The organism is Exiguobacterium sp. s21 (assembly GCF_018617975.1).
In the GTDB taxonomy this organism is placed as follows: domain Bacteria; phylum Bacillota; class Bacilli; order Exiguobacteriales; family Exiguobacteriaceae; genus Exiguobacterium; species Exiguobacterium mexicanum_A.
The window spans coordinates 378,667-401,967 of the sequence record NZ_JACSLF010000002.1 but is presented as its reverse complement, the minus strand read 5'-3'; the positions used below and the strand labels follow the sequence as shown (position 1 = coordinate 401,967).

26 protein-coding genes are annotated in these 23,301 nt (G+C 53.8%); 2 read left to right on the top strand and 24 right to left on the bottom strand.

The window, feature by feature from the left end:
* Nucleotides 1–110: 110 nt before the first annotated feature.
* The 20 genes from KNP06_RS04545 to prsW form a co-directional block, all read right to left on the bottom strand.
* On the bottom strand, nucleotides 111–644 hold the full coding sequence (locus tag KNP06_RS04545; RefSeq protein WP_034777333.1) for a ReoY family proteolytic degradation factor: 534 nt from the start codon (nucleotides 642–644) through the stop codon (nucleotides 111–113).
* Between the two features lie 24 nt (nucleotides 645–668).
* The gene (locus KNP06_RS04540) at nucleotides 669–1,940 is read right to left on the bottom strand and encodes a tetratricopeptide repeat protein (protein ID WP_214752763.1); all 1,272 of its coding nucleotides are present in this window, start codon (nucleotides 1,938–1,940) and stop codon (nucleotides 669–671) included.
* 36 nt (nucleotides 1,941–1,976) lie between these two features.
* Nucleotides 1,977–3,227: a 3-phosphoshikimate 1-carboxyvinyltransferase gene (gene aroA, locus KNP06_RS04535; protein WP_214787968.1), complete on the bottom strand. Its 1,251-nt coding sequence runs from the start codon at nucleotides 3,225–3,227 to the stop codon at nucleotides 1,977–1,979.
* A gap of 1 nt (nucleotide 3,228) precedes the next feature.
* Nucleotides 3,229–4,275, bottom strand: coding sequence for a 3-dehydroquinate synthase (locus KNP06_RS04530; protein ID WP_214787966.1), 1,047 nt, complete (start codon nucleotides 4,273–4,275; stop codon nucleotides 3,229–3,231).
* Nucleotides 4,269–5,429 carry a chorismate synthase gene (gene aroC / locus KNP06_RS04525; protein ID WP_214787964.1) on the bottom strand — a complete coding sequence of 387 codons (1,161 nt, stop codon included), beginning with the start codon at nucleotides 5,427–5,429 and terminating at the stop codon, nucleotides 4,269–4,271. The genes KNP06_RS04530 and aroC overlap by 7 nt, the downstream gene beginning before the upstream one ends.
* A gap of 10 nt (nucleotides 5,430–5,439) precedes the next feature.
* A complete protein-coding gene (locus tag KNP06_RS04520; RefSeq protein WP_214707540.1) occupies nucleotides 5,440–6,219 on the bottom strand; it encodes a CheR family methyltransferase in 780 nt (259 codons plus the stop codon).
* 117 nt (nucleotides 6,220–6,336) lie between these two features.
* Nucleotides 6,337–6,753, bottom strand: a complete 417-nt coding sequence (ndk, locus tag KNP06_RS04515) for a nucleoside-diphosphate kinase (protein WP_034777324.1) — start codon at nucleotides 6,751–6,753, stop codon at nucleotides 6,337–6,339.
* Between the two features lie 91 nt (nucleotides 6,754–6,844).
* Entirely contained in the window at nucleotides 6,845–7,807 is a 963-nt protein-coding gene (locus KNP06_RS04510; protein WP_214710624.1) for a polyprenyl synthetase family protein, read from the bottom strand.
* A 3-nt stretch (nucleotides 7,808–7,810) separates the two neighbouring features.
* Entirely contained in the window at nucleotides 7,811–8,512 is a 702-nt protein-coding gene (locus KNP06_RS04505; protein WP_034777322.1) for a demethylmenaquinone methyltransferase, read from the bottom strand.
* 20 nt (nucleotides 8,513–8,532) lie between these two features.
* On the bottom strand, nucleotides 8,533–9,105 hold the full coding sequence (locus KNP06_RS04500; RefSeq protein ID WP_034777321.1) for a heptaprenyl diphosphate synthase component 1: 573 nt from the start codon (nucleotides 9,103–9,105) through the stop codon (nucleotides 8,533–8,535).
* Nucleotides 9,106–9,232: 127 nt separating this feature from the next.
* Entirely contained in the window at nucleotides 9,233–9,505 is a 273-nt protein-coding gene (locus KNP06_RS04495) for an HU family DNA-binding protein (RefSeq protein ID WP_021067196.1), read from the bottom strand.
* 109 nt (nucleotides 9,506–9,614) lie between these two features.
* On the bottom strand, nucleotides 9,615–10,325 hold the full coding sequence (locus KNP06_RS04490; protein ID WP_214752753.1) for a hypothetical protein: 711 nt from the start codon (nucleotides 10,323–10,325) through the stop codon (nucleotides 9,615–9,617).
* A gap of 3 nt (nucleotides 10,326–10,328) precedes the next feature.
* On the bottom strand, nucleotides 10,329–10,529 hold the full coding sequence (locus KNP06_RS04485; RefSeq protein WP_034777319.1) for a DUF2768 family protein: 201 nt from the start codon (nucleotides 10,527–10,529) through the stop codon (nucleotides 10,329–10,331).
* Nucleotides 10,530–10,609: 80 nt separating this feature from the next.
* Nucleotides 10,610–11,653, bottom strand: a complete 1,044-nt coding sequence (locus tag KNP06_RS04480; protein WP_214787961.1) for an NAD(P)H-dependent glycerol-3-phosphate dehydrogenase — start codon at nucleotides 11,651–11,653, stop codon at nucleotides 10,610–10,612.
* 17 nt (nucleotides 11,654–11,670) lie between these two features.
* A complete protein-coding gene (gene der, locus KNP06_RS04475) occupies nucleotides 11,671–12,981 on the bottom strand; it encodes a ribosome biogenesis GTPase Der (RefSeq protein ID WP_034777316.1) in 1,311 nt (436 codons plus the stop codon).
* Between the two features lie 129 nt (nucleotides 12,982–13,110).
* Complete coding sequence (rpsA, locus tag KNP06_RS04470; protein WP_214787958.1) at nucleotides 13,111–14,259, bottom strand: 30S ribosomal protein S1; 1,149 nt, start codon at nucleotides 14,257–14,259, stop codon at nucleotides 13,111–13,113.
* A 140-nt stretch (nucleotides 14,260–14,399) separates the two neighbouring features.
* Nucleotides 14,400–15,023, bottom strand: a complete 624-nt coding sequence (locus KNP06_RS04465) for a lysophospholipid acyltransferase family protein (protein ID WP_214787955.1) — start codon at nucleotides 15,021–15,023, stop codon at nucleotides 14,400–14,402.
* Nucleotides 15,020–15,697, bottom strand: a complete 678-nt coding sequence (gene cmk, locus KNP06_RS04460) for a (d)CMP kinase (RefSeq protein WP_034777312.1) — start codon at nucleotides 15,695–15,697, stop codon at nucleotides 15,020–15,022. The genes KNP06_RS04465 and cmk overlap by 4 nt, the downstream gene beginning before the upstream one ends.
* Before the next feature lie 74 nt (nucleotides 15,698–15,771).
* Complete coding sequence (locus tag KNP06_RS04455) at nucleotides 15,772–16,437, bottom strand: flagellar brake protein (RefSeq protein WP_214707498.1); 666 nt, start codon at nucleotides 16,435–16,437, stop codon at nucleotides 15,772–15,774.
* A gap of 20 nt (nucleotides 16,438–16,457) precedes the next feature.
* A complete protein-coding gene (prsW, locus tag KNP06_RS04450; RefSeq protein WP_034777310.1) occupies nucleotides 16,458–17,114 on the bottom strand; it encodes a glutamic-type intramembrane protease PrsW in 657 nt (218 codons plus the stop codon).
* 108 nt (nucleotides 17,115–17,222) lie between these two features.
* On the opposite strand from prsW, the gene KNP06_RS04445 reads away from it, so the two are divergent.
* Both KNP06_RS04445 and KNP06_RS04440 read left to right on the top strand, forming a co-directional pair.
* Nucleotides 17,223–18,194: an asparaginase gene (locus tag KNP06_RS04445; RefSeq protein WP_034777308.1), complete on the top strand. Its 972-nt coding sequence runs from the start codon at nucleotides 17,223–17,225 to the stop codon at nucleotides 18,192–18,194.
* Between the two features lie 36 nt (nucleotides 18,195–18,230).
* Complete coding sequence (locus KNP06_RS04440) at nucleotides 18,231–19,238, top strand: YpdA family putative bacillithiol disulfide reductase (RefSeq protein ID WP_214787973.1); 1,008 nt, start codon at nucleotides 18,231–18,233, stop codon at nucleotides 19,236–19,238.
* A gap of 53 nt (nucleotides 19,239–19,291) precedes the next feature.
* On the opposite strand, the gene KNP06_RS04435 is transcribed toward KNP06_RS04440, so the two are convergent.
* From KNP06_RS04435 to KNP06_RS15465, 4 genes are all read right to left on the bottom strand, one after another.
* Nucleotides 19,292–20,560 carry a Glu/Leu/Phe/Val family dehydrogenase gene (locus tag KNP06_RS04435; RefSeq protein ID WP_214787952.1) on the bottom strand — a complete coding sequence of 423 codons (1,269 nt, stop codon included), beginning with the start codon at nucleotides 20,558–20,560 and terminating at the stop codon, nucleotides 19,292–19,294.
* A 151-nt stretch (nucleotides 20,561–20,711) separates the two neighbouring features.
* A complete protein-coding gene (locus tag KNP06_RS04430; protein WP_034777306.1) occupies nucleotides 20,712–21,629 on the bottom strand; it encodes a D-alanine--D-alanine ligase in 918 nt (305 codons plus the stop codon).
* Between the two features lie 96 nt (nucleotides 21,630–21,725).
* The gene (locus KNP06_RS04425) at nucleotides 21,726–22,307 is read right to left on the bottom strand and encodes an adaptor protein MecA (protein ID WP_034777305.1); all 582 of its coding nucleotides are present in this window, start codon (nucleotides 22,305–22,307) and stop codon (nucleotides 21,726–21,728) included.
* Between the two features lie 61 nt (nucleotides 22,308–22,368).
* Complete coding sequence (locus tag KNP06_RS15465) at nucleotides 22,369–23,226, bottom strand: MerR family transcriptional regulator (RefSeq protein ID WP_214787949.1); 858 nt, start codon at nucleotides 23,224–23,226, stop codon at nucleotides 22,369–22,371.
* Nucleotides 23,227–23,301: the final 75 nt, after the last annotated feature.

Genomic DNA, 23,301 nt, shown 5'->3' with positions numbered 1-23,301 from the left:
ATTCACTCCCAATATGATTTAGTCCAGTGTACACAAAAACCCTGAGCAGTAGACTTTTTTTTAGTGTCTACTACTCAGGGTACAGTTTATAACGGAAGCGCTTGTTTTTATTAAAATAATTTTGAGGCTCGCACTTGATGCAGCTGACTCGTCAAATTGCGGAACAATTTCTCGTCACGCCGGTCGAGCGCCTTGTCGATTTCGACGAGCAGACGTTCTTCCTCGAACTGGGCGACCGAGGCCCGAATGACCGTTTGCGCGGACGTCGTCACTTCATCCTTAAGTTCGGCCACGGGTTCGAACGGGTTCAATTCAACGATGTCGATCCACATTTCGTCGATCATCATCCCTTGGAAGTTGAGCTCCACGTAGATGGCGCCGTCATGGAGCCGGATGTCGTGATACGCCTTCTCGGGATTGACCGTGATGAGGTCACCCCGGCGGTAACGGAACGGTTCGCCGTCAAAACCGTACGCCGTCATGATCAGGCTACGCGGTGAGACCGAGGCGTTCGTGACGAAATGAACGTTCCCGAGTTTTTCTGGATGTCTGAGCCAGTAGTCGATAATCCACTTGGCTTCTCGTTTGCGAAGCGTATGATGAGCGAGGAATCGCTTTAAGAACATCTTTTTCCGCTCGACCATATGACCCCATCTCCTTTGTATCGATTAATCGTGGTCCGTCAACCGTTCGAGCCGCTCCTCGAGAACTTGGCGGTCGTCGACATCGACGGTGAGCGCAAGCGTTTGCTCGAGCACTCGTTGCGCTTCGGCACGCTGTCCTTCTTCTATCAATAGTGTAGCCCATTCGATGGCAAATGACACGTCCTCTTTATAAACTTGCTCGATCGACCCGTATAACGTGACGGCTTGATCGTAGTCCTCGAGTTCATAGGCCGCCTTCGCTTTGTACCAGGTCATGAGCGGGGACGTCGAATGCTCTTCGAGCGTGTCGATCGTCTCGAGGACGGCCTCCATGTCACCCGATTCGAATAAGACTGATAAGAGGAGCTCGGTCGCCTGGAGCGATTCCGGGTTCAGCGCGAGCGCTTCCCGGAGTTCCGTGACCGCCTCGTCCGTCCGCCCTTGCTTCAAGAACAGCTTCGCCTTCACCGTCCGCAACTCGTCGTTGTAGTCGTCACGGTCGATTCCCTGATCGATCACATCCAATGCCTCTTCGAAGCGGCCGAGCGCGTCGAGCGCTTCCGTATAAGGCAAGTAGAGCGACGTGAAGTCCGGGTCCATCGCCCGGAGTGACTCGAACTGCTTCACGGCGATTTCATCGCGACCGATGCGATGGGCGGTCATCGCGTGACCGAACACGGTATTCAAGTTGCGGTCGTTTGCTTTCTCATACTCATTGAGCGCCTCTTCGAACGAGCCGATCATCGTCAGTGCCTCGGCGTAGTCCGCCTGATAGTCGAGTTCTTCCGGCAAGCGCAAGTGCGGCAGACGGGCATAGAGCGGGACCGCCTGTTCGAATGAACCGATCGACGCATACAACTCGGCTAGGCCATAGATGAGGAGCGGTTCGTCTGGATTCGCCTCAAGCGCCTCCATCAATTTCTTCACCGCGACCTCATCCAACCCTTGAGATTGATAGAGATCAGCGAGCAAGACGAGGCTGCGCATATGCGCTTCCTTGTCTGTCGTATCAATCTTTTCGAGGACGGCAATCGCCTCTTCTTCCCGGTCGCTGTCCAAGTAGGCCTCGGCGAGTGACAAGGCGACGTGCGGATTGCCCGCGTAGTCGACGTAGAGTGCCGCGAGTACGTTCACGGCCCGATCGGCGAGCCCGAGTTCGAGGTAGATGTCAGCGATGGCCAGGCGGTCTTCGTCCGACCCTTCCTTCTCGAGCGACTCGAGATGCATGAGGGCATGCTCGGTCTCACCTTTCTCGAGCATCTCAATAATATGATTCAATTCTATTTCGTCTAACATGTTTATAATTCCTCCTACCGGCTACTCGTATTGACGTTATTCTATCTCACGGCCGAGGCGTTGTAAATCGTCACGGAATCGTGGGTAACTTACATCAGCTGCCTCGACGTGTTCAATCGTCACACGGTCCGTCGTCAATAAGTCTGCGATTTGGAGCATCATCGCCAAGCGATGATCCCCGTGCGAGGAGACATGACCCCCGTGCAACCGGCTCGGATAGACGTCAAATCCGTCCTCGGTTTCGCGCACATCGACCCCGAGTGCCGAGAGTTCGTGCACGACCGTCTGAATCCGGTCCGTCTCTTTCACTCGGAGTTCGCCCGCGTCCCGGACCGATGACGGACTCGTCGCTTGCGACGCGACGAGAGCAAACAACGGCAATTCATCAATTTGGTGCGGGATGGCATCCCCGTCCAAGCGGATGCCGTGAAGTGTACTCGTCGACACTGTCACGTCGCCGACTGACTCTTCCCCGAGCAAACGAACGTTCGTCACTTCTGTCTTCACACCCATCCGTTCGAGCGTACGTAAAAATCCGATTCGTGTCTCGTTCAAACAGACGTCGGTCGTCGTGACGCGACTGCCCGGGACGAGCGCCGCCCCGGCCCACCAAAAGGCAGCCGAAGATGGATCGGCCGGAACGGCCACCGTGGCCCCCTTGAGCACGGATGGAGCTAACCGGATCGTTCGGACACCGTCCTCTGCCGTGATGTCCAATTGCCCACTGAACAAAGGCAGCATGCGTTCCGTATGGTCCCGCGATAAGACGGGCTCGCGCACGATTGTCGGTCCGGTCGCACGAAGTCCCGCAAGCAGGACCGCTGACTTCACTTGCGCGCTCGCGACAGGCAACGTGTAATCGATGCCCGCCAGCGTCCGGCCGTGAATTCGGATCGGGGCGAACTCCCCGTCGAGGTCCGCGCCCATTTGTCGGAGCGGGTCCGTCACCCGACGCATCGGACGTTTTGAGAGCGAGGCGTCTCCGGTAAGCGTGAACTCCCCATCGTAACCGGCGAGAAGCCCTGTCAAAAGACGCATCGTCGTGCCCGAGTTCCCGCAATCGAGTTCGGCCGATGTGAGCGTCTTCGCCCCCGTGATGAGGAGACGGTCCGGCTCTTCGATGACGTCCGCTCCTAATCGCCGGATCGCCTCGAGCGTCGACCGGCAATCCTCGCCAAGGAGTGGATCATAAATCGTCGTCTCCCCGGTCGCCACGGCCCCGAACAAGAGAGCGCGATGCGTGATCGACTTGTCACTCGGTACCCGTATGAATCCATTCAATCCCATGTCAAAACCACCCTTTCATTTGATGGAACGCTCCAGCGAGTCGCTCGGCCGTGACGCTCGCAACGGTCACCTCAGCGCCGAGCAGGACGAAGCGGATCTGCCCGTCCCGATTCTTTTTATCGTGTCCCATGCCTGCGAGATACGTGTCAAACGATTGCCAGTTGACCGTTGTAATGCCTTCCCGCCTCATGAATGAAGCGAGGGTTTCGGCCCGTTCCTCGTCGCCGGAGACGAGGAAGGCGTACACCATCCCGTAGAGAATCGCTTCCCCGTGCGACAACCGGTATGCCTCAGCCGACTCCAACGCATGGCCGAACGTATGACCGAAATTCAGCCACGCCCTCACGCCTTGTTCGCGTTCATCGGCCTCGACGACTAATCGCTTCACTTCGATCCCTCGTGCGAGCCATGTTTCCCAATCGAGCGGTCCTTGTGCCAAAGCCGTGAACAACTCGGCCTCGAACGAGTGACCGAGGACGTAACGTGACAGATAGGCGTGCTTAATCAATTCACCGAGCCCGCTCAAGACGTCCCGAACGGACAACGTCTCGAGACGGTCCACGTTATAGTGGACGCCCGCCGGTTGATAGAAGGCACCGATCGCATTTTTCGCGAACGGATGGTTCACCGCCACTTTCCCGCCGACGGCCGAGTCATGCGCGAGAATCGTCGTCGGCACTTGTATGTAACGCACACCGCGCATATAGACGCTCGCTAAAAAGCCGGCTAAATCCCCGACCATGCCACCTCCGAATGCCACGACGAGCGTATCCCGGTCACAACCGCCCGTCAATCCGTCCGTGACGAGCCGTTCGATCGTGTCGAGCGACTTCGAGCCGTCACCCGGGCGGACGACCGACCAGACGACGTTCCGATGTTTATGCGCGAGCCGGTCCCGGAACGCACTTCCGTGCAACCGGTCGACTGTCTCATCTGTGACCACCCAGACGGTGGAGCACGAGAAGTAAGGGACGCGGTCGAGCCAGGCGTCCCCTCGTTCAATTGTGACGTCGTACGGGGTCGAGGCGTTCACATGGAGCGTCACCACGTCCGAATCTCCTCTCGGTATGCGGCGACACGTGACTGGATCCGGTTGACCGTGTCATGTCCGAACGTCTCGCATAACTCGCGGGCGAGCTCAAACGCGACGACGGCCTCCACGACGAGCGAGGCGGCTGGGACGGCGCAGGCGTCACTCCGTTCGATTTGCGCGAGAAACGGTTCTTTCGTGTCGATATCGACGGATTGGAGCGGTTTATATAGCGTCGGGATTGGCTTCATCACAGCCGTACAGACGATCGGCATGCCCGTCGTCATCCCGCCTTCGAAACCACCGAGATGGTTGCTCAGCCGCGTATAACCGTCCGGGCCATAGGCGATCGGGTCCATGACTTCAGAGCCTGGTCGATACGCCATCTCGAACCCATCCCCAAACGCGACCCCTTTAATCGCGTTGACGCTCATGACGGCTCGGGCGATGGCCGCGTCGAGTTTTCGGTCGTATTGGACATACGACCCGAGCCCTGGGATGACGCCATGCACTTCCGTACAGACGACACCGCCGAGCGAGTCACCGGCAGCTTTCGCCTCGTCGATTCGATTCATCATCGCCTGACCTGCCGCCTCATCCATCGTCCGGACCGGTGACGCCTCGATCGTGGCGCGCAATGTGTCGAGCGACTCGTATGAGGCATCGGCCTCGACCCCGCCAATCACTTTGACATAGCTGACGAGCGACATCCCGACAGCAGCGAGCAGTTGTTTGCTCAGGGCGCCGACGGCGACCCGGGCGGCCGTCTCACGTGCGCTCGAGCGTTCGAGGACGTCTCGCAGGTCACGATGGTCGTATTTCAAGCCGCCGACGAGGTCCGCATGTCCTGGTCGCGGGCGGACGACGCGGCGTTTGATTTCCACGTCCGCATCGATCGGTTCGGCCTGCATGACGTTCCGCCAATGAGTATGGTCCTTGTTCTCGATCCAGAACGAAATAGGGGCCCCTGTCGTCACCCCGTGACGAATACCGGCCCTCACCTCGATTCGGTCTGATTCAATTTGCATGCGGCGGCCGCGGCCGTAGCCGGACTGCCGTTTCGCGAGTTCCGCATTGATGGCTTGCACATCGACCTCAAGCCCGGCCGGCACACCCTCGATGATGATTGAAAGTCCAGGCCCGTGCGATTCTCCTGCCGTCAAATAACGCATAGCTGCCACCTCATTCTTCAAATTTTTCGTAGAAGAAGCTCTGCTTCATCTTGTAGCCGTATCGCTTCGGTTGAAAGATCTGCTCGGTCCCTCCGACGAAGAGGACACCGCCTGGTCGGAGCGATCGGTGGAACGATGTATAAACTTTCTCTTTCGCTTCCTCGGTGAAATAAATCAAGACGTTGCGACAGACGATCAAATCAAAATTCCGCTCGTACACGTCGGCCAACAAGTTATGTTTTTTGAACGTCACTAATTTTTTGATGTCTTCTGTGATGTAATAGTCATCTCCACGGCGGGTGAAGTAACGCTGCCGAAACTCTGATGGCAAGTCGACGAGCGCCCGCTCATGATACTTGCCTTGTTTCGCTTTTTCGATCACCACGTCATCTAGGTCCGTCGCCGTGATCGTGAACTGGGCGGGTGACAAATGTTTCGATAACAGCATCGCCAACGAATACGGTTCTTCACCCGTCGAGCACGCCGCGCTCCAGACGCGCAACTTGCCCTGGCTCTTACGGATGAGTTCCGGCAAAATGTCCGTCTCTAGTTGCTGCCAACGGACCGGGTTCCGGTAAAATTCACTCACGTTGATCGTCATGCGGTCTAAAAATTCATCGTACAATCCTCGATCCGCTTCCATCGCTTTGAAATACTCGATGAACGTGGCATACCCTTTCTTCTCACGAAGCGCGATCATCCGCCGCTTCATCTGAGCCTCTTTATATAAATTCAAGTCGATCCCTGACTTCAAATAAAACTTTTTAACGAAGATGGCATAATCATTTATCACCAGTTCCAACCTCAATTCTTTCTCTTCTCCTAGATCATGTCGTGCCAAAACGAGTGAGAGCGCTTCAATCCCAATATAAAAAGGGACAGGAGGCCCCCGTCCCTTTTATCGTCATCAAACGTGTGATGCTTCAGTGGCGAACCAGAGTGACAATTCACGCTCTGCGCTCTCCACGCTATCTGAACCATGGATGACGTTTTGTGACATCGTCGAGGCCAAGTCGCCACGAATCGTTCCAGGTTGTGCGTCAAGCGGGTTCGTCTTCCCGATCATCAACCGAGAGACGGCGACGATATTCTCGCCTTCCCATTCCATCGCCACAACAGGACCAGACGTTAAAAAGTCGACTAGCTCTCCAAAGAACGGCTTTTCCTTATGTTCCGCATAATGCGATTGTGCAACTTCCACTGATGGTGTCAACAATTCAAGACGATTCAACGTATAGCCTTTTTGTTCGAAGCGCGAGATGATTTCCCCAATCAATCCACGTTTCACGCCATCCGGTTTCACCATTAAAAATGTTTTTTCCATTCCCCTAATCCCCCTAAATCGATCTGTGTACCATGTACGTTATTAGTTTACACGGTCATCACCATTATTGAAAGGGTTTACAAGGTGCCGATTACCATTTTCGTTTCCCGATGTACTCGGCAATCTCGATGAGGGAGCGTTTGTCGACCACGTCCGGTAACCCGTCAAGACGTCGGATCGCCCGGCTCACATAACGGTCGATCGTCCGTTGGCTCCGCTCGAGCGTCCCGTTGCGTTGCACTTCACGAACGAGCGTGTGCGTCAAAGCATAATCAGACGAATGACTGACTTGTTGCAACCGATCGAAAAATTCCGGATTTTCCGCTGAATAGAAGAGCGGTAGCGTTTTATGGCCGTGTTTCAAATCTTCACCGACCGGTTTTCCGAGTTGGAAACTTTTTGCAGTGAAGTCGAGCAAGTCGTCCGTCATTTGAAACGCCATCCCGATATCATAGCCGAACAACCGCAGCTGTTTGACAACGTCAGGAGAGGCTCCCGAGACGACGGCACCAGCCGCACAACTCGTCTCGATCAACAGCGCCGTCTTGCGGGCGATGCGGTCGAGATATCGTTTCGGAGACTGGGCCCAGTCATATTGATCTTGGATTTGATTGATCTCCCCGACACAGATCAGTTCCATCGTATCAGCCATGATTTGCATCACGTCTGGAGAATCGATCTCAGAGACGAGCCGAATCGCTTCACCGAACAACGTATTACCGGTGTACATCGCGACCCGTTCATCGTAACGCTCCATGACGGTCGGTTTGCCGCGGCGCAATGTGGCGTCATCGATGACGTCGTCATGAACGAGCGAGGCCATATGAATCAATTCTAGACTCGCCGCCACTTTCGTCAATCGGATGTCTTTCGTCTGTCCGAATCCGGCGCTAAGCAGGACGAACGCCGGCCGAATCCGCTTCCCGCCCGCGTCTAACAGTTGTTTCGAAGCCGCTTCGATGACCGGATGATCGGTTTGGACTCGCGTCGACAAGAACCGGTCAATCTGTTCAATCTCTCGGTTCATGTGGCGATAAAGTCGCTTCAAAGACATCGGTCACCACTTCTTTCCTAAGTGCATGGCACACGCACCGCCGGAGAACGCCTTCACTTCGACTTGTTCGAATCCTGCCGTCTCAAACATCCGTTTTAGTGTCAACCGGTCCGGGAATTGATCGGTCGATTCTTGGAGCCACTTATATTGATCATACGAGCCGGCAAACACTTTACCGAACAGCGGCATGACCGACCCAAAGTAAAATCGATATAGCTCGCTGAAGAGCGGTGCCGTCGGTTGGCTCGTCTCGAGACAGACGACCGTCCCACCCGGCTTCAACACCCGGTGCATCTCACGGAGCACCGTCATATAGTCCGGAACGTTGCGAAGACCAAAACCGATCGTCACATAGTCGAACGAGTGATCGCCGAACGGCAATGCCATCGCGTTACCATGGATGAGTTCGATTGTCGGATATTCTTCCACTTTCTCTTGTCCGACCGCGAGCATGTTCTCGGAGAAATCGAGACCTTTGACGACACCGGTATTCCCGGCCGCCTCGGCGAGTTGAATCGTCCAATCAGCCGTCCCGCAACAGACGTCGAGACATTTAGCCCCTGGGAACACTTGCATGCGACGCATTGTCGCTTTGCGCCACCATTTATGCAAACGGAAGCTGATGATCGAGTTCATCGTATCGTAGCTCGGTGAGATTGATTGAAACACGTCATATACTTTTTGCTCTTTTTCTTTCGGTTGCAATACGTAACATCCTTTCCGTTCTAAGCGACAGCGTGCGCCAGGAGCGTCGATAGCTGTTCTCGTTGTTCTTGGCGCAGTTCCGCCGCCTTTCGTTCGATGATCGTTTTTCCGTATGCGGTCAAGTAAGCCTGACCGATCACTTCAGAAAACGTTTTGATCAATCCGAAGTTCGCTTCCATCCACGTCGTGACAGGTACGTCTGCGTCTAACGCAAGTGTACATTTCGCCCCATTGACGAGCTGGACCGTCCGGCCGAAGCGATTGCTATAATCGGCAGGAAACAGGGCCAGAATTTTATAAAATTGAGCCGAGGCATAATCGCCGGCGAGCACTTTCAATTGCCGCTCGAGCGATCCGTTCGGACTATCCTTTACTTGATCGTGCAGTTCGAGCGCTTGGTGCGCAAAATACGTCGCAAGCACGAGCTGACGTTGTTGATTCGATTCGATTTCAATCATCTCGACCATCCAACGAAGTAAAGGCATGTCGACTGCGGGTACAATCTCGTGTCTCGTCAAATACGGATGGGTCATGCGTTCTTCGATTTGACGAGCAAGGTCGGTGACAACGGTTTCGTATGTCATCTGTTCCATGCTATCCCCCCTCGTCCTCTTCGTTGTCATTCTGACATAGTATAGCACATTTTTGTCACATTCACGCCATGTGAACTCGCTTTCCACCACAAAAAAAGCCGCCTTTCGGCGACTTATGTATTGCACATTATTTGACCGCATCTTTGAGCGCTTTACCTGCTTTGAAGGCAGGAACTTTGCTCGCCGGGATTTCGATATCTTCTTTCGTACGTGGGTTACGGCCTTTACGGGCAGCACGTTCACGAACTTCAAAAGTACCAAAACCGATCAATTGAATTTTATCACCGTTTTGGAGTGCTTCAGTGATAGATTCGAATGTAGCTTCTACAACTTGTGTAGCTTCTTTTTTCGAAACGTTGGCTTTCTCCGCAACTGCTTGGATCAATTCAGTTTTGTTCATCACGATTCACCTCCTCTCACAGGGAGTTTACGGGATTAATCATATCGTACAAACGTTGATATGACAACATTTTTTAAGTGAAAAGCCCATATTCGACCCGTTCCGACGATCAGTTGTTTAAAAACTCAACCTCACCTTGTTCATTAATCGTGTACCCTTGCGAATAAGCAGGGGCGAACGGGGAGTCATTATAGAGCAAATACCGAATGTCTTCCCCGACTTTCGGCTCTACATCCGTGTTCTCAAGGGCGGCTTCGAGGTCGGTCCGGTAATCGACAAATAATTGCCCGGTCCCGTCGACATAGATCGGCAACTCGGTATCGGTGTATGGACTCGGGACCGTCGGTTCTTCTGAGACGAAGATGAGATCGTAATCGATCGTGAATTGATTCTTGCCGACCGACCCGTCAAACGGAAATTTCCCTTCTTTGGCCCGAAAGGCGTTAATGTTCGTCTGTAACGTTTGCAACCGTTCGGTCACGCGCAAATCAATGAGCTTGACGGTAGGCTCGGTCTCGGCGTCGACAAGGACGTATAAGAACAAGCCGCCCCCTTCGAAACTGTTCGCCGGCGGATCGGCCAAATAACCAGGCACGAGACGGGCGAATTCGATCGGGTAACGCTCCATGAGAGGCGTTTCAGCCGGTTTCGTTTTGATTGGCAAGACACCGGTCGTCTCTTTGAACGAATCAACGGCCGTCTGGACCGATTTCAATTGATCTTCATACGGCACGTTATCGACCCGGTTCGAGTCCGGGAACATACATCCACTGAGCACGGTCGCCGCCAAAAGACTAGCGACCAACAAAATCCGTTTCACGTGTTATCCTCCTGTCGGTCCTGAAGCGACCACATAAATCATGATGATCGTTCCAAATAAAAATATGACGAATGCGATGACGCGGACGAGCGCCGCGAACCATCCCGATAGCTTCGTATGGCTGATTGCCACCATGAGCGCGGCGATGGCAAACGCTCCAATCCCCGCAAATGAAATCCACATCTTGATGAGTGACGGTGTCACGTCTATCCCCTCGACTTTCTCTTTAATTCTTTCTCCGTACATAAGTGTAGCAAAAAAAACAAAGGAACTGAACGAAAACGTCAGTCCCTTTGCTCTTCGCCGCCTTCGAAATGGAATACTTCTTCCATCTCATGCTTTTGCGGGCGTCTCATTAACTTTTGTACTTCATCATGCGGGCTCTTGCCTTCGAACAATACGTTGTAAAGGGCTTCCGTGATCGGCATCTCGACACCGGCTTCCCGAGCGAGCGTATGCGCCGCCTCACAGGCACGAACACCTTCGACGACCATTCCCATATGACCGAGCACGTCCTCGAGTTTTTCACCACGGCCGATCGCGTTCCCGGCACGCCAGTTACGGCTATGCTGGGACGTGGCCGTGACGATTAAATCCCCAATCCCGGTCAATCCCGAGAACGAGGCCGGGTTGGCACCGAGTTTGACCCCGAGTCGCGCGATCTCGACGATCCCGCGCGTCATGAGCGCCGCTTTGGCATTATCGCCGTAACCGAGGCCGTCCGTCATCCCCGCAGCGAGCGCGATGATGTTTTTAAGGGCACCGCCATACTCCGCTCCGGTGACGTCCGAGTTCAAATACACCCGGAACTGATCGTTCGTGAGCAACTCTTGAATCTCATCGGCCACGTCCAAATCCTCGCAGGCGATCGTGATGGTCGTCAATTTACGGACGGCCACTTCCTCGGCATGCGTCGGTCCCGTCAAGACACCGATGGCCCGACGTTTCGACGGGTCGATTTCTTCGGCGATAATCTCCGACAGACGCTTATGCGTCTTCGGTTCGATTCCTTTGGCGGCATGCACGATGACCGCCGGTTCCGTAAGGAGCGCGTTCAACTCACGAGACACCGGACGAATCGCCGAGCTCGGGACGACGAGGAACACGATGGAGCGGCCGGCGACCGCTTCTGCCAAGTCCGCCGTCGCTCGAATCGAGGTCGGTAACGGCGCATCTTTCAAATACGTCGAATTCGTGTGGTCGGTATTGATTTCATGCACATGCTCTTCTTCACGTCCATAAAGCAGGACGTCGTGTCCGTTGTCAGTGAGGACGAGTGATAACGCCGTTCCCCAGCTCCCTGCGCCGATGACAGCAACTTTTGCCATAGAAGGCACCCCCATTACTAGTTTTTCTGACGCGCCACGATATGAATCGGTGTACCAGTGAAGTCAAATGCGCGGCGAATCTGGTTGTCTAGATAACGTTTGTACGAGAAGTGAAGCAACTCTGGGTCGTTGACGAACAACACGAACGTCGGCGGCTCGATGGCCACTTGCGTCGCGTAGTTGATCTTGAGTCGCTGTCCTTTGTCCGTCGGTGTCGGGTTCATCGCGACCGCGTCGACGATGACGTCGTTCAACACGCTCGTCGAGATCCGACGACGGTGCGACTCGGCCACTTCCTTGATGACCGGAAGCAACGTCTGAAGACGTTTCGACGTGAGAGCCGACAAGAATACGATCGGCGCGTAGTCGAGGAACAAGAACTCTTTACGAATCTTCTCTTCCATCTTCTTCATCGTCTTATCGTCTTTGTCGACGGCATCCCACTTGTTGACGACGAGCACGATGGCTTTCCCCGCTTCGTGGGCGAGGCCGGCGACGCGTTTGTCTTGTTCGATGATGCCTTCTTCGCCGTCGATGACGACGAGGACTACGTTCGAACGTTCGATTGCCTTTTGGGCACGCATGACGCTATAACGCTCGGTTGATTCATACACTTTTCCGCGTTTCCGCATACCGGCCGTATCGATGATGACGTACTCTTGCCCATCCCGTGTGAACGGTGTATCGATCGCATCACGAGTCGTCCCCGCGATATCCGAGACGATGACGCGTTCTTCACCGAGAATCGCATTCGTCAAGCTCGATTTCCCAACGTTCGGACGTCCGATGAGCGAGAACTGGATGACTTCTTCATTGTATTCATAGTCATCTTTATCTGGCGCCAAATCGAGAACTTTGTCGAGCAAGTCTCCAAGCCCGAGTCCGTGTGTCCCCGAAATCGGGAACGGGTCGCCGAATCCGAGCGAATAGAACTCATACATGAGTTCGCGCATCTCGAAGTTATCGACTTTGTTGACGGCGAGGACGATCGGTTTGTTCGAACGGAACAACAAGTTCGCCACTTCTTCGTCTGCCGCTGTAATGCCTTCGCGTCCGTTCACCATGAAAATGATGACGTCCGCCTCATCGATCGCAAGCTCGGCCTGGTGGCGCATTTGAACGAGAAGCGGCTCATCACCGACCTCGATTCCGCCTGTATCGATTAAATGAAACTTACGGTTCAACCACTCACCCGTCCCATAAATGCGGTCGCGTGTTACCCCCGGTTTATCATCGACGATCGACACGCGATCTCCGATAATCCGGTTAAAAATCGTGGATTTCCCAATATTCGGGCGGCCTACGATGGCCACTGCTGGAATTCCCATATAAACACCTCTCTAACTTTCATTCAATAACTGATCGTTTCTAATTGCAACTGTACTATCATATCACAGCGCTATTTCCGTGACCATACAAAAAGAAGCGGGAGTCTGGCTCCCGCTTGAACGACCGTCTTATTTAGAATCGTCCGAGGTCTCTTCTCCTGTCAATTCAGAGACAGAGAACCCTCCTTGGTCACTATACTCGTCAAGCAGCGATTGGTCCGCGTCTTCACGCGTCGAATCACTCGACTCGAGCGCACGCATCGAGAGTGAGATTTTCTTCTCATCAAGATGGACATCGAGCACTTTCACTTTCACGTCTTGGCCTTCTGACAACACTTCAGACGGCGTCGCGATGTGTCGGTTCGCAATCTGCGAGATGTGCAGCAAACCTTCGACTTGCGGCGCGACCTCGACGAAAGCACCGAACGTCACGAGACGTTTGACTTTCCCGTCGATCACGTCGCCCGGTTGAATTTTACCTTCCACCGATTCCCACGGTCCAGGTTGCGTCTCTTTGATCGACAACTTCACTTTCTCGTTGTCGAGGTCAAGTCCAAGCACTTTCACTTTGACTTTGTCTCCTTCAGTCACAACATCGCTCGGTTTCTCTACCCGGCTATGGGCCATTTCCGAAATGTGGACGAGTCCGTCGACGCCGCCGATATCGACGAATGCACCGAAATCAGTGAGACGTTGAACCGTCCCTTCGATGATTTGACCGACCTCGAGCGATTCGAGCGTCTCCGCTTTCTTCGCGCTCATTTCAGCTTCAGCAACCGCTTTATGCGACAAGATGACGCGATTTTTCTCGCGGTCAATCTCGACGACTTTAACCGTAATCGGTTTATTCAAGTAGGATGAGAAGTCTTCGACAAAGTGGTTTTCTACGAGCGAAGCCGGGATAAATCCACGGATACCGATGTCAACGACAAGACCACCTTTGACCTTGTCTTTTACCATGACCTCGAACACTTCGCCAGATTCGAATTTCTCGACGATTTGATCCCAAGCTGCCTCAGCATCCACGTCTTTCTTCGAAACGACCACATCTTCGTCCGTGACCTTTTTCACTTTGACACGGATTTCGTCGTTAACATGGAGTGATTCGTTTAAATCGTCTAAATGCATGCTTGATACTTCGCTGATTGGTAAAATTGCCTCGGTCTTATAACCGATATCGATCAATGCTTGTTTGTCCTCGATTTTGACGACAGTACCGGTCACAATTTGACCTCGATTAATCTCAAAATCAGGCATATCTTTCATTTCTTCGACCATTCCAACACTACCCCCTCACGATGAGTACAAAAAGGAACGCCCTAAGGCGCTTACACCTAGTATAAACTTCTTATAATTCGAAAGATTTGTCAAGGTGTTATCAGGTTAGTTCCTTTCCTGGCGCGAGATTAAACCTGAAATTAACGAACGTTCCGTGAATGCTGCATGTACAAATCACCGATCGTCGCCATAATCAAATCGGCCGCGGTTTGAGCACTCGCCTTCTCCGCTTTTAGCCCGCTCAAGTCGACTGGCTTGCCGATCACGACTTTAAGCTTCGAACGGAACTTATATGTACCGATGATGGCTACCGGAAGCACCGAGGCGTCCGAGCGGAGCGCAAAGAACCCGACTCCGGCCTGGGCTTTGCCGAGCGTCCCGTCTTTCGAGCGTGTCCCTTCCGGAAAGATCGAGATGACCTCGTCTTCCTTCAACTTTTGCAAGACGACACGGAGTGCCTGGCGGTCGCCTTCTCCGCGTGACACAGGGATTTGACCAGCGCGGTTCAAGATATGTTTCAATACCGGGACTTCAAACAACTCTTTTTTCGCAAAGAAGCGGAGCTGGCGTTGTTTCGGCATCGCCCCGGCGAGAAGTACCGGGTCCCAGTTCGATTGATGGTTTGAACAGACGATCATCGACCCGTCGAGCGGGACGTTTTCCCGTCCGATATATTCGACGCGGAAACTCAACCGGCGAATGATATTGACGACGCCCACGGCGAAACGATACATGCCAAACGGTCCATTGTTGAGTGGTCTCATCGTTCAATCACCTGCTTCATCAATTGCTCGATCGCCTCGACGACCCCGTCGATCGACAGCTCGGTCGTGTCGAGGTAGTGCGCGTCGTCCGCTTGGCGAAGCGGAGCGACCTCTCGTTCCGAGTCGCGCTTGTCGCGGAGGGCAATCTCAAGCTGTAACTGTCCGAGGTCGCTCGGCAACCCTTTCGCCACGTTCTCTTCGTGGCGACGGCGGGCCCGTTCTTCGACCGTCGCCGTCATGAACACTTTCAAGTCGGCGCCTGGTAAGACGTGCGTGCCGATATCACGGCCGTCCATGACGATTCCGCCTTTACTCGCGAGGTCACGCTGTAAATCCATAAGGGCAGCCCGTACTTCCGGCTGGCGCGCGACGAAGCTGACGTTGTTCGTCACTTCGCTCGTCCGGATGACATCGGTCACTTCTTCCGTGCCATCGAACACGCGTTGACCGTTCTCGGACGGGACGAGACGTAAATCCATCTTATCGATCATCTCAGCGAGCATCGGACCGTCTTCGAGACCGACGCCGTCTTGAAGCGCGCGATACGTGACGGCGCGATAAATCGCACCCGTATCGATATAGACGTATCCTAGTTTTTTAGCGAGCGTTTTCGCGATCGTGCTCTTGCCGGCCCCAGCCGGTCCATCTAATGCGATTTGTAATGGTTTATTCATAAAAATTGGGTATCGGCTCATCCCGATACCCGCCTCCTCTCGGTCATTTGTTCCGAGAACATCATACCAGTTTTTTATCGTGAAGAAAATACGGAGCCGGTCCGTTTTCTCGCTTCGAGCTGGGCTCGGAAGCAATAACGTAAAATCGTCTCCTGGTCCCGGTGTGATAACTCTTCAAAGCAAAGCGACAACTCTTGTTTGGCCGTCTGTTCATGGATGCGGACGAGGCGGCTCTTGACGCGGAACGTCTGCAGCACGCCCCGGTCATCATTAATATGGAACGTGACGATCATCGACTCGTCGACCGCGACCGGGGCTCGATTGGAGATGATGCGCATACCGCCGGCCGACACGTCGAGCGACGTCGTCTCAAACGATGGGAACGCCTGGCCGTCCTCGGCGGATACGGTCACATTGATCATTTCAGGGACACGTAAATATTCACGGCGCTGCACACGCTTGATTTTCTTTTCATCCGGCAACGCGAAGGCGTAGCGAAGCGTCAGTTGCGCATCGCTCACCCGTCTCGTCACGACCGTATCAAACGCATAGAGCTGCTCTTCTCCTACGAAGAAATAGACACGCATCGATTCGTCCTCGTGCAAGAAAAACGTCTTTAAGGTATCCGTCTCACTCGGGGACTCAATCCAGACGACTTGGTCGTTGATAGCCGCGATTTTTGTCTTTCCTTCTTTTCTCCCTTCGACTTCTACCCGTAACTCTTGTCCTACTTTTAACATGAAACGATTCCCCTTTTGTTCTATTTGTACTGGCGATGGTTGGAGCGATTGGCGGTCCGCACGAGCAAAAGCGCGACCATCCAAAGAACGACGATGTAGACGACAGCCGGCACTTTGTTCATCGGTTCGACGAGCAAGATATAGTCGAACATGCCATGCAACAATGTCGCCGCCATGACGGCTGTGAACAGCCAGAAGCGCTCATGGGCGGAATGTTTGGCCCGGCCGAGGCAAAACCCCATCACGACAGCGAAGAGCGCATGCCCACTCACCGGCAACACAGCACGCCAAATGGCGATTTCAATCGAGTCGTACACCCATAAATATAGAAAATTCTCTAACGTGGCAAAGCCGAGTGAACAGGCGACCGCATAGAGAATCCCGTCGTAGTAATCATCAAAGACTTTATGTATGTATATTGTATAATAAATCATGAACCACTTAAAAAACTCTTCTAATAGCGCGGTGGCCACGAACGCCTTCCAAAACGGGCCCACGAGCACCCCTTCTTCCACGAACGCATACTGCACGAACATGATCGGAAAGACGAGAATGGCCCCGGCGACGAACGAACGGATCACATAGCCGAGCGGTTCCGCTTCCAATTCATGCCGGAGATAGAAGTAGGAAAGAAGGGCGAACCCTGGCGCAACCGCAGACAAGGCGATTGCAATCATGATGCATCTCTCCTTTCTCACGTTAAGCATACACTGAAATAGATGAAAGAAAAAGTAGGTCGCACCTAGAAATTGGAAGAAACGAACAAAAAAGTTGGAGGTCTGTTTATGAACCATTTATTACTGATCCACACCGGCGGCACAATCGCCATGTCTCAATCGGGGTCGGGACATGTCATGCCGAGCGAAGTCAATCCGATCGACGCGACGTTACCGAAAGCGACGGACATCGCGAATATCACAACGAAACATTTCTCGAACATCCCGTCGCCGCACATGACGCCCGAGAAAATGCTCGAGCTCGCCCAGTTCATCAATCAACAACTGACACAAGACACATACGATGGGGTCGTCATCACTCACGGGACCGACACACTCGAAGAGACGGCCTACTTCTTACAAATCACGCTCGGCGCGCCGGTCCCGATCGTCTTGACGGGGGCGATGCGCTCGTCAAACGAGGTCGGCTCGGACGGCGAATTCAATCTCATCACGGCGCTTCGGGTCGCCCAAAGTGATGTGGCACGCGGCAAAGGCGTGCTCGTCGTCTTCAACGGTGAAATCCACTCCGCGTTCAACGTCACGAAGACGCACACGTCCTCGGTCGACACGTTCAAATCGGTCCACTTCGGCAACGTCGGTATGGTGACGAAAGATCACGTCCTCATTTACAGTCAGCCGACGACAAAACAACCGAAAATGATTCCATCGATTACGAAACGGGTCGCGGTGCTGAAAGTCGTCGCCGGGATGGAGCCGGACCTGCTCGAGGCGGTGCTCGCGCTCGGCTATGACGGGCTCGTCCTTGAAGTACTCGGGCAAGGGAATGTCCCACCGTCAATCGTCCCCGCGCTCGAGATGCTCGTCGAACGCATGCCGGTCGTCATCGTCAGCCGTTGTTTCAACGGAATCGTGCAAGACGTGTACGGCTACGTCGGCGGCGGCCAGCAACTGAAAGAGATGGGCATCATCTTCTCGAACGGTCTGAACTCACAAAAAGCGAGACTTCGCCTCCTCGTCGAGCTCGAGGCGGGTTCGTCCCAAGCGGTCATGGAACATAGCTTCAGCTTCCAACAGTGAGTTGGCGGCTTGCCAACCGTTTCGTCCTTCCATACAATGAGGGATGAGGTGATTTCATTGAATAAACATGCTATCGTCGTCGGCGCCGGACCATGTGGGCTGTCGGCTGCGATCGAATTAGAACGGATCGGCATCTCGTGCACGGTCATCGAGCGCGGCAATATCGTCGATGCCATCTATCGGTATCCGACCCATCAAACGTTTTTCTCTTCTGCCAGCTTGCTCGAAATCGGGGATATCCCGTTTATCTGTAAAGATTTGAAACCGCGTCGTCAAGACGCGCTCGTCTACTATCGGGAAGTCGTCAGCCGGACCGGTCTCAACGTCCAACCGTTCGAGACGGTCGAAACGGTTACGCGTTCCGAGGACGGGTTCATCGTTCGGTCACGCCATGACCGTGACGGCGTCAAAGAGCGTCAGGCCGATTATGTCATCTTGGCCACCGGGTATTATGGCCGTCCTCGTACGTTGGACGTCCCAGGTGAAGAGTTGCCGCACGTCACGCATTATTTCAAAGAAGCGCATCCGTTTTACCGACAACGCGTGACGGTCATCGGCGGTAAGAACTCCGCGGTCGACGCGGCCATCGAGCTCGAGAAGGCCGGCGCCCACGTCACGGTACTCTACCGTGGAGACGGTTACAGTCCGTCCGTCAAACCGTGGGTCCTGCCGACTTTTGACTCGCTCGTCCGTCATGACAAGGTGCGACTCGAGCTCGAAGCGGAGATCGTTCGAATCGAACCGCATCACGTCGTCTATCGTCAGCACGGTAAAGAACATCGGCTCGAGACCGACCACGTCCTCGCCATGACGGGCTACCTGCCCGACCATGGGCTATTCGCCGATGCCGGGGTCCAAGTCGATGAGGAGACCGGTGTGCCCTCGTTTGACGAGACGACGTTCGAGACGAACGTCGACGGCTTGTTCATCGCCGGTGTCGTCGCCGCCGGAAATGATGCCAATAAAATCTTTATCGAGAACGGCCGATTCCATGGCCAAGCAATCGCCGAGACGCTTCGGGAGCGCAACGGTGTGACCACGTAATCGACGAAAGAGGGAGAACCTGAAGCCAGGTTCTCCCTCTTTTCGCTGTCTAATTATACCCAACCGCGGAAGCGCGATGCTTCCGCCATCTTGCGTACACCGACCATATAGGCGGCGAGACGCATGTCGACTTTACGGGCCGATGACGTGTTATACACCGTATTGAACGACTGGACGAGCACTTTCTCAAGCTTCTCTTCCACTTCCTCTTCCGTCCAATAGTATCCTTGGTTGTTTTGAACCCATTCGAAATACGAGACCGTTACCCCACCGCTCGAAGCGAGCACATCCGGGACAAGCAGGATGCCGCGTTCTGTCAAGATGCGGGTCGCTTCGTTCGTCGTCGGTCCGTTGGCGGCCTCGACGACGATGGACGCCTTGATGTTGTCGGCGTTGTCTTCGGTGATTTGGTTCTCGATCGCGGCCGGGACCAAGATGTCGCAGTCGAGTTCTAACATTTCTTTGTTCGAGATCGTGTTCTTGAAGAGCGTCGAGATCGTCCCGAACGAATCTCGACGATCGAGAAGATACGGGATATCGAGCCCGTTCTCATCGTGGATCGCACCATATGCATCGCTGACGGCGATCACTTTCGCCCCGGCGTCATGCATGAACTTCGACAAGAAGCTACCAGCATTCCCGAACCCTTGGACGACGACACGCGCCCCTTTCAATTCGATCCCACGGCGCAGCGCTGCTTCCCGGATCATGATGGCGACACCTTTTGCCGTCGCCGTCTCACGTCCATGCGAGCCACCGAGCACGAGCGGTTTACCAGTGATGAAGCCCGGCGAATTGAATTCATCGATGCGGCTATACTCATCCATCATCCACGCCATGATTTGTGAGTTCGTGAACACGTCCGGCGCTGGGATATCTTTCGTCGGTCCGACGATTTGACTGATGGCTCGGACATAACCCCGGCTCAATCGTTCGATTTCACGGAAACTCATCTCACGCGGATCACAGACGATCCCGCCTTTACCGCCACCGTATGGAAGGTCGACAATTCCGGCCTTCAAGCTCATCCAGACCGACAACGCCTTCACTTCGACCTCCGTCACGCTCGGGTGGAAGCGAATCCCACCTTTCGTCGGTCCGACCGCGTCATTATGTTGCGCCCGGTATCCTGTGAAAATCTTTGTCGATCCGTCATCCATACGTACCGGGATGCGGACGGTCAACATCCGAAGTGGCTCTTTCAAGAGCTCATACATCTCTTCTGGATACCCGAGCTTATCAAGCGCCTCGTGTATCACTTCTTGTGTCGATTCAAGGATGTTTTTTCGTTTTTGATGACCTTTTTCTTGATCCGTAATCATGAAGGTTTCCTCCCCTAAATTGTCAATTCTCCCCCAAGAATCAACCTCGTATTCGTTTAAAAGTATAGCTGATACGCGCCCAATTTGAAAGGCTTTTACAAAAATAATGAAAGCGTTTTCTAAAATGAAAAAAGAAGGGGGAATTCCCTTCTTACTTTTCTAGTGCCAGTTCGATGAATCGCTCTAACAGCTCACCGTACGAGATCCCGACGGCACGGGCGCTGTCCGGGAACAAGCTGAGCGGTGTCATACCCGGAAGCGTGTTCGTCTCTAAAATATAAGCGAGCCCATCTTCAGAGACGAGGAAGTCCGAACGAGAATAACCGCTGCAACCGAGGGCACGGTGCGCTTTGATGGCAGCCGTTTGAACTTCTTCGGTCAACGCGTCCGGCAACTCGGCCGGACAAACGTGAATCGATCCACCTTCTGAATACTTCGACTCATAGTCATAAAATTCATTTTTCGGGATGATCTCGATGACCGGGAGTGCGGCCTCAGCCCCGTGATTCCCAAGGACGGGTACCGTCAACTCACGGCCTTTAATATATTGCTCGACCAAGACAGCCGTATCGCACGCGAACGCTTTATCAATCCCTTCACGGAGCATCGCTTCGTCCATCGCGATCGTCAATCCGTTCGATGACCCTTCTTGGGCCGGCTTGACGACACATGGAAACTCACTGCCCCACTCGACGATTTTTGCGTCGATGTCGTCGCCCGACTCGATGAGGACGTCACGGGCGATGCGAATGCCGGCAGCGGCGAAAATAATTTTCGCACGGGCTTTGTCCATCGCGAGCGCTGATGCCAAAACGCCCGACCCCGTGTACGGCAATCCGGCCATCTCTAAGAGCGACTGAACACGGCCATCTTCGCCGTATTTGCCATGCAGGGCGCTGACGACGACGTCGGCTTGAAGCGTCAACAGCTCATTGGCCCGGTCCGGGTGAAAATCAATCGCCACGACGTCGTGACCCCGTGCTTCGAGCGCTTCAATCATTCCTTTACCACTCGTGAGCGACACTTCCCGCTCACCTGATACACCACCATATAATACCGCGACTTTCATCAAATCTCTCCTTCGGCTAACTTCTCAAAAATTCAAGTTTTATCATACCATGTGTCGGCCGAAAACAATAGAAACAGAACAGTAAAAAAGCCATACTTACGCGAACGTATCGTACAGCTGTTTCACGGCTTGTTCAGTTTGAATCGTCTTGCCATACTCCATCATGACGTAAGGGCTGACGGTCGTCGTGCGGCCGTATTCCGACAAGATGGCGGCCAACCGCTCTTCGACGTCCGGTTTGAGCACTTCGACGAAGTGTAAATAATAGTGTCCGTCATAATGGTAGAGCGCCCCGCCCTGTTCTGTATCCTGCATGTGCGGGAACAGACGGACCGAGGCGTTGATGACGTCCTCGATATCATCAAACTGATAAATCAGATGATGAATCACATCGATTGTCAAACGGATCTCGACTTGTTCTTGATCCGCATCCGGGACGGCTGCCTCGACTTTTTGGACGTCGATGACGAGCCCATCACGGGGAAACATTGTCACGTTCAAGTCGACGGTGCCTTGGGGCATGAAACCGAATTCCGCTTCCGCCGTCTCGAGCAATTCCCGCCACAAGTCTTGACCACTCTCGCCAACGATCGTATCGATGGCAATCCCTCGAATCGAAAGGTCACTCGCCGTCAAATATACCCTTAAATGTTCTTTAGTTTGCTTTTCAAATCTCAAACGAAAACCTCCAAAGATTAATCAATCCTACTTTATAAGCTACTCTCGTTTGTGCAACCTGTCAAATAGTTGACAACCACTCGGTCCATGCCTCGGGCGTATCTCCAAGGAAAGCCGACTCAAACTCGGACGCGTGAAGGCTGACGGCATATCCGCCGGCCCCGATGACGAGATCGGGATGATCCGCTTGGATAAATCGCATCGCCTCTTTCAGGTCCTCGAGATGTTCCGTCAACGTGCAGGAGAAGATCAAGCACTTGGCGTGGATATCGTGCAACGCCTCACTTAAATCCTCTTTCGGGAAGCCCGCACCAAGGAAAATCACGTCGTATCCATATTGACGCAAGTAAAGCGTCACGAACAACAGACCGATCTCGTGCATCTCGCCCGGGGCACACACACAAATGATCCGCGGTAAAAATGGGTTCATCGGCATCTGCAGCGAGAGGGTCGACAATCGGGCCCGCAAAAAAGCGGTCGCAAAATGCTCATGCGCGATCGTGATATCCCCATTCTCCCAACGCGTCCCGATCTCCATCAACAACGGACCAATGATATCTTTCGTGACCTTCTCAAAACTGAACGTATTAAAGGCACGATTGATCAAATCGTGCGCCTTGCGTTCGTCAAATGAAAGTAACGCCTCGAGCAACCCGTCCATGAGCTCCTCGTCATAGAGGCGGGCAGGCTTCGGCTTCGGGGCTTCATAAAGTTGTTGAATCGCTTGGGAAACGGTCAAGCCTTCCCGTTGTTTTTCAACGACCCATTTAATCTTTTCGACGTCTTGGTCGGAGTACAATCGGTGGCCGGATTCGGTCCGGCTCGGCACGATGAATTGATAACGGCGTTCCCACGCTCGAATCGTCGTCGGGTTGACCCCGGTGAGCGACGCGACCGTCTTAATGGAGTAATTCGGCACAGCAGCCCCTCCTTTCCTACAAGTTCTTCTTATTTAGTATAGACCCATCTGAAGCGCTTTACCTGTTTTATTGTG

What these genes read in the sequence shown, in the direction of transcription:
- KNP06_RS04500 (WP_034777321.1), bottom strand. Translation starts at nt 9,105, where the DNA reads ATGGAACAGATGACATACGAAACCGTTGTCACCGACCTTGCTCGTCAA.
- KNP06_RS04455 (WP_214707498.1), bottom strand. Translation starts at nt 16,437, where the DNA reads ATGTTAAAAGTAGGACAAGAGTTACGGGTAGAAGTCGAAGGGAGAAAA.
- rpsA (WP_214787958.1), bottom strand. Translation starts at nt 14,259, where the DNA reads ATGGTCGAAGAAATGAAAGATATGCCTGATTTTGAGATTAATCGAGGT.
- aroC (WP_214787964.1), bottom strand. Translation starts at nt 5,429, where the DNA reads ATGCGTTATTTGACGGCAGGAGAATCGCACGGGCCTGGACTTTCAATC.
- KNP06_RS04510 (WP_214710624.1), bottom strand. Translation starts at nt 7,807, where the DNA reads ATGTCTTTGAAGCGACTTTATCGCCACATGAACCGAGAGATTGAACAG.
- der (WP_034777316.1), bottom strand. Translation starts at nt 12,981, where the DNA reads ATGGGAATTCCAGCAGTGGCCATCGTAGGCCGCCCGAATATTGGGAAA.
- KNP06_RS04435 (WP_214787952.1), bottom strand. Translation starts at nt 20,560, where the DNA reads ATGATTACGGATCAAGAAAAAGGTCATCAAAAACGAAAAAACATCCTT.
- prsW (WP_034777310.1), bottom strand. Translation starts at nt 17,114, where the DNA reads ATGATTGCAATCGCCTTGTCTGCGGTTGCGCCAGGGTTCGCCCTTCTT.
- cmk (WP_034777312.1), bottom strand. Translation starts at nt 15,697, where the DNA reads ATGAATAAACCATTACAAATCGCATTAGATGGACCGGCTGGGGCCGGC.
- KNP06_RS04440 (WP_214787973.1), top strand. Translation starts at nt 18,231, where the DNA reads ATGAGGGATGAGGTGATTTCATTGAATAAACATGCTATCGTCGTCGGC.
- KNP06_RS04545 (WP_034777333.1), bottom strand. Translation starts at nt 644, where the DNA reads ATGGTCGAGCGGAAAAAGATGTTCTTAAAGCGATTCCTCGCTCATCAT.
- KNP06_RS04480 (WP_214787961.1), bottom strand. Translation starts at nt 11,653, where the DNA reads ATGGCAAAAGTTGCTGTCATCGGCGCAGGGAGCTGGGGAACGGCGTTA.
- KNP06_RS04540 (WP_214752763.1), bottom strand. Translation starts at nt 1,940, where the DNA reads ATGTTAGACGAAATAGAATTGAATCATATTATTGAGATGCTCGAGAAA.
- KNP06_RS04445 (WP_034777308.1), top strand. Translation starts at nt 17,223, where the DNA reads ATGAACCATTTATTACTGATCCACACCGGCGGCACAATCGCCATGTCT.
- KNP06_RS04465 (WP_214787955.1), bottom strand. Translation starts at nt 15,023, where the DNA reads ATGAGACCACTCAACAATGGACCGTTTGGCATGTATCGTTTCGCCGTG.
- aroA (WP_214787968.1), bottom strand. Translation starts at nt 3,227, where the DNA reads ATGGGATTGAATGGATTCATACGGGTACCGAGTGACAAGTCGATCACG.
- KNP06_RS04495 (WP_021067196.1), bottom strand. Translation starts at nt 9,505, where the DNA reads ATGAACAAAACTGAATTGATCCAAGCAGTTGCGGAGAAAGCCAACGTT.
- ndk (WP_034777324.1), bottom strand. Translation starts at nt 6,753, where the DNA reads ATGGAAAAAACATTTTTAATGGTGAAACCGGATGGCGTGAAACGTGGA.
- KNP06_RS04430 (WP_034777306.1), bottom strand. Translation starts at nt 21,629, where the DNA reads ATGAAAGTCGCGGTATTATATGGTGGTGTATCAGGTGAGCGGGAAGTG.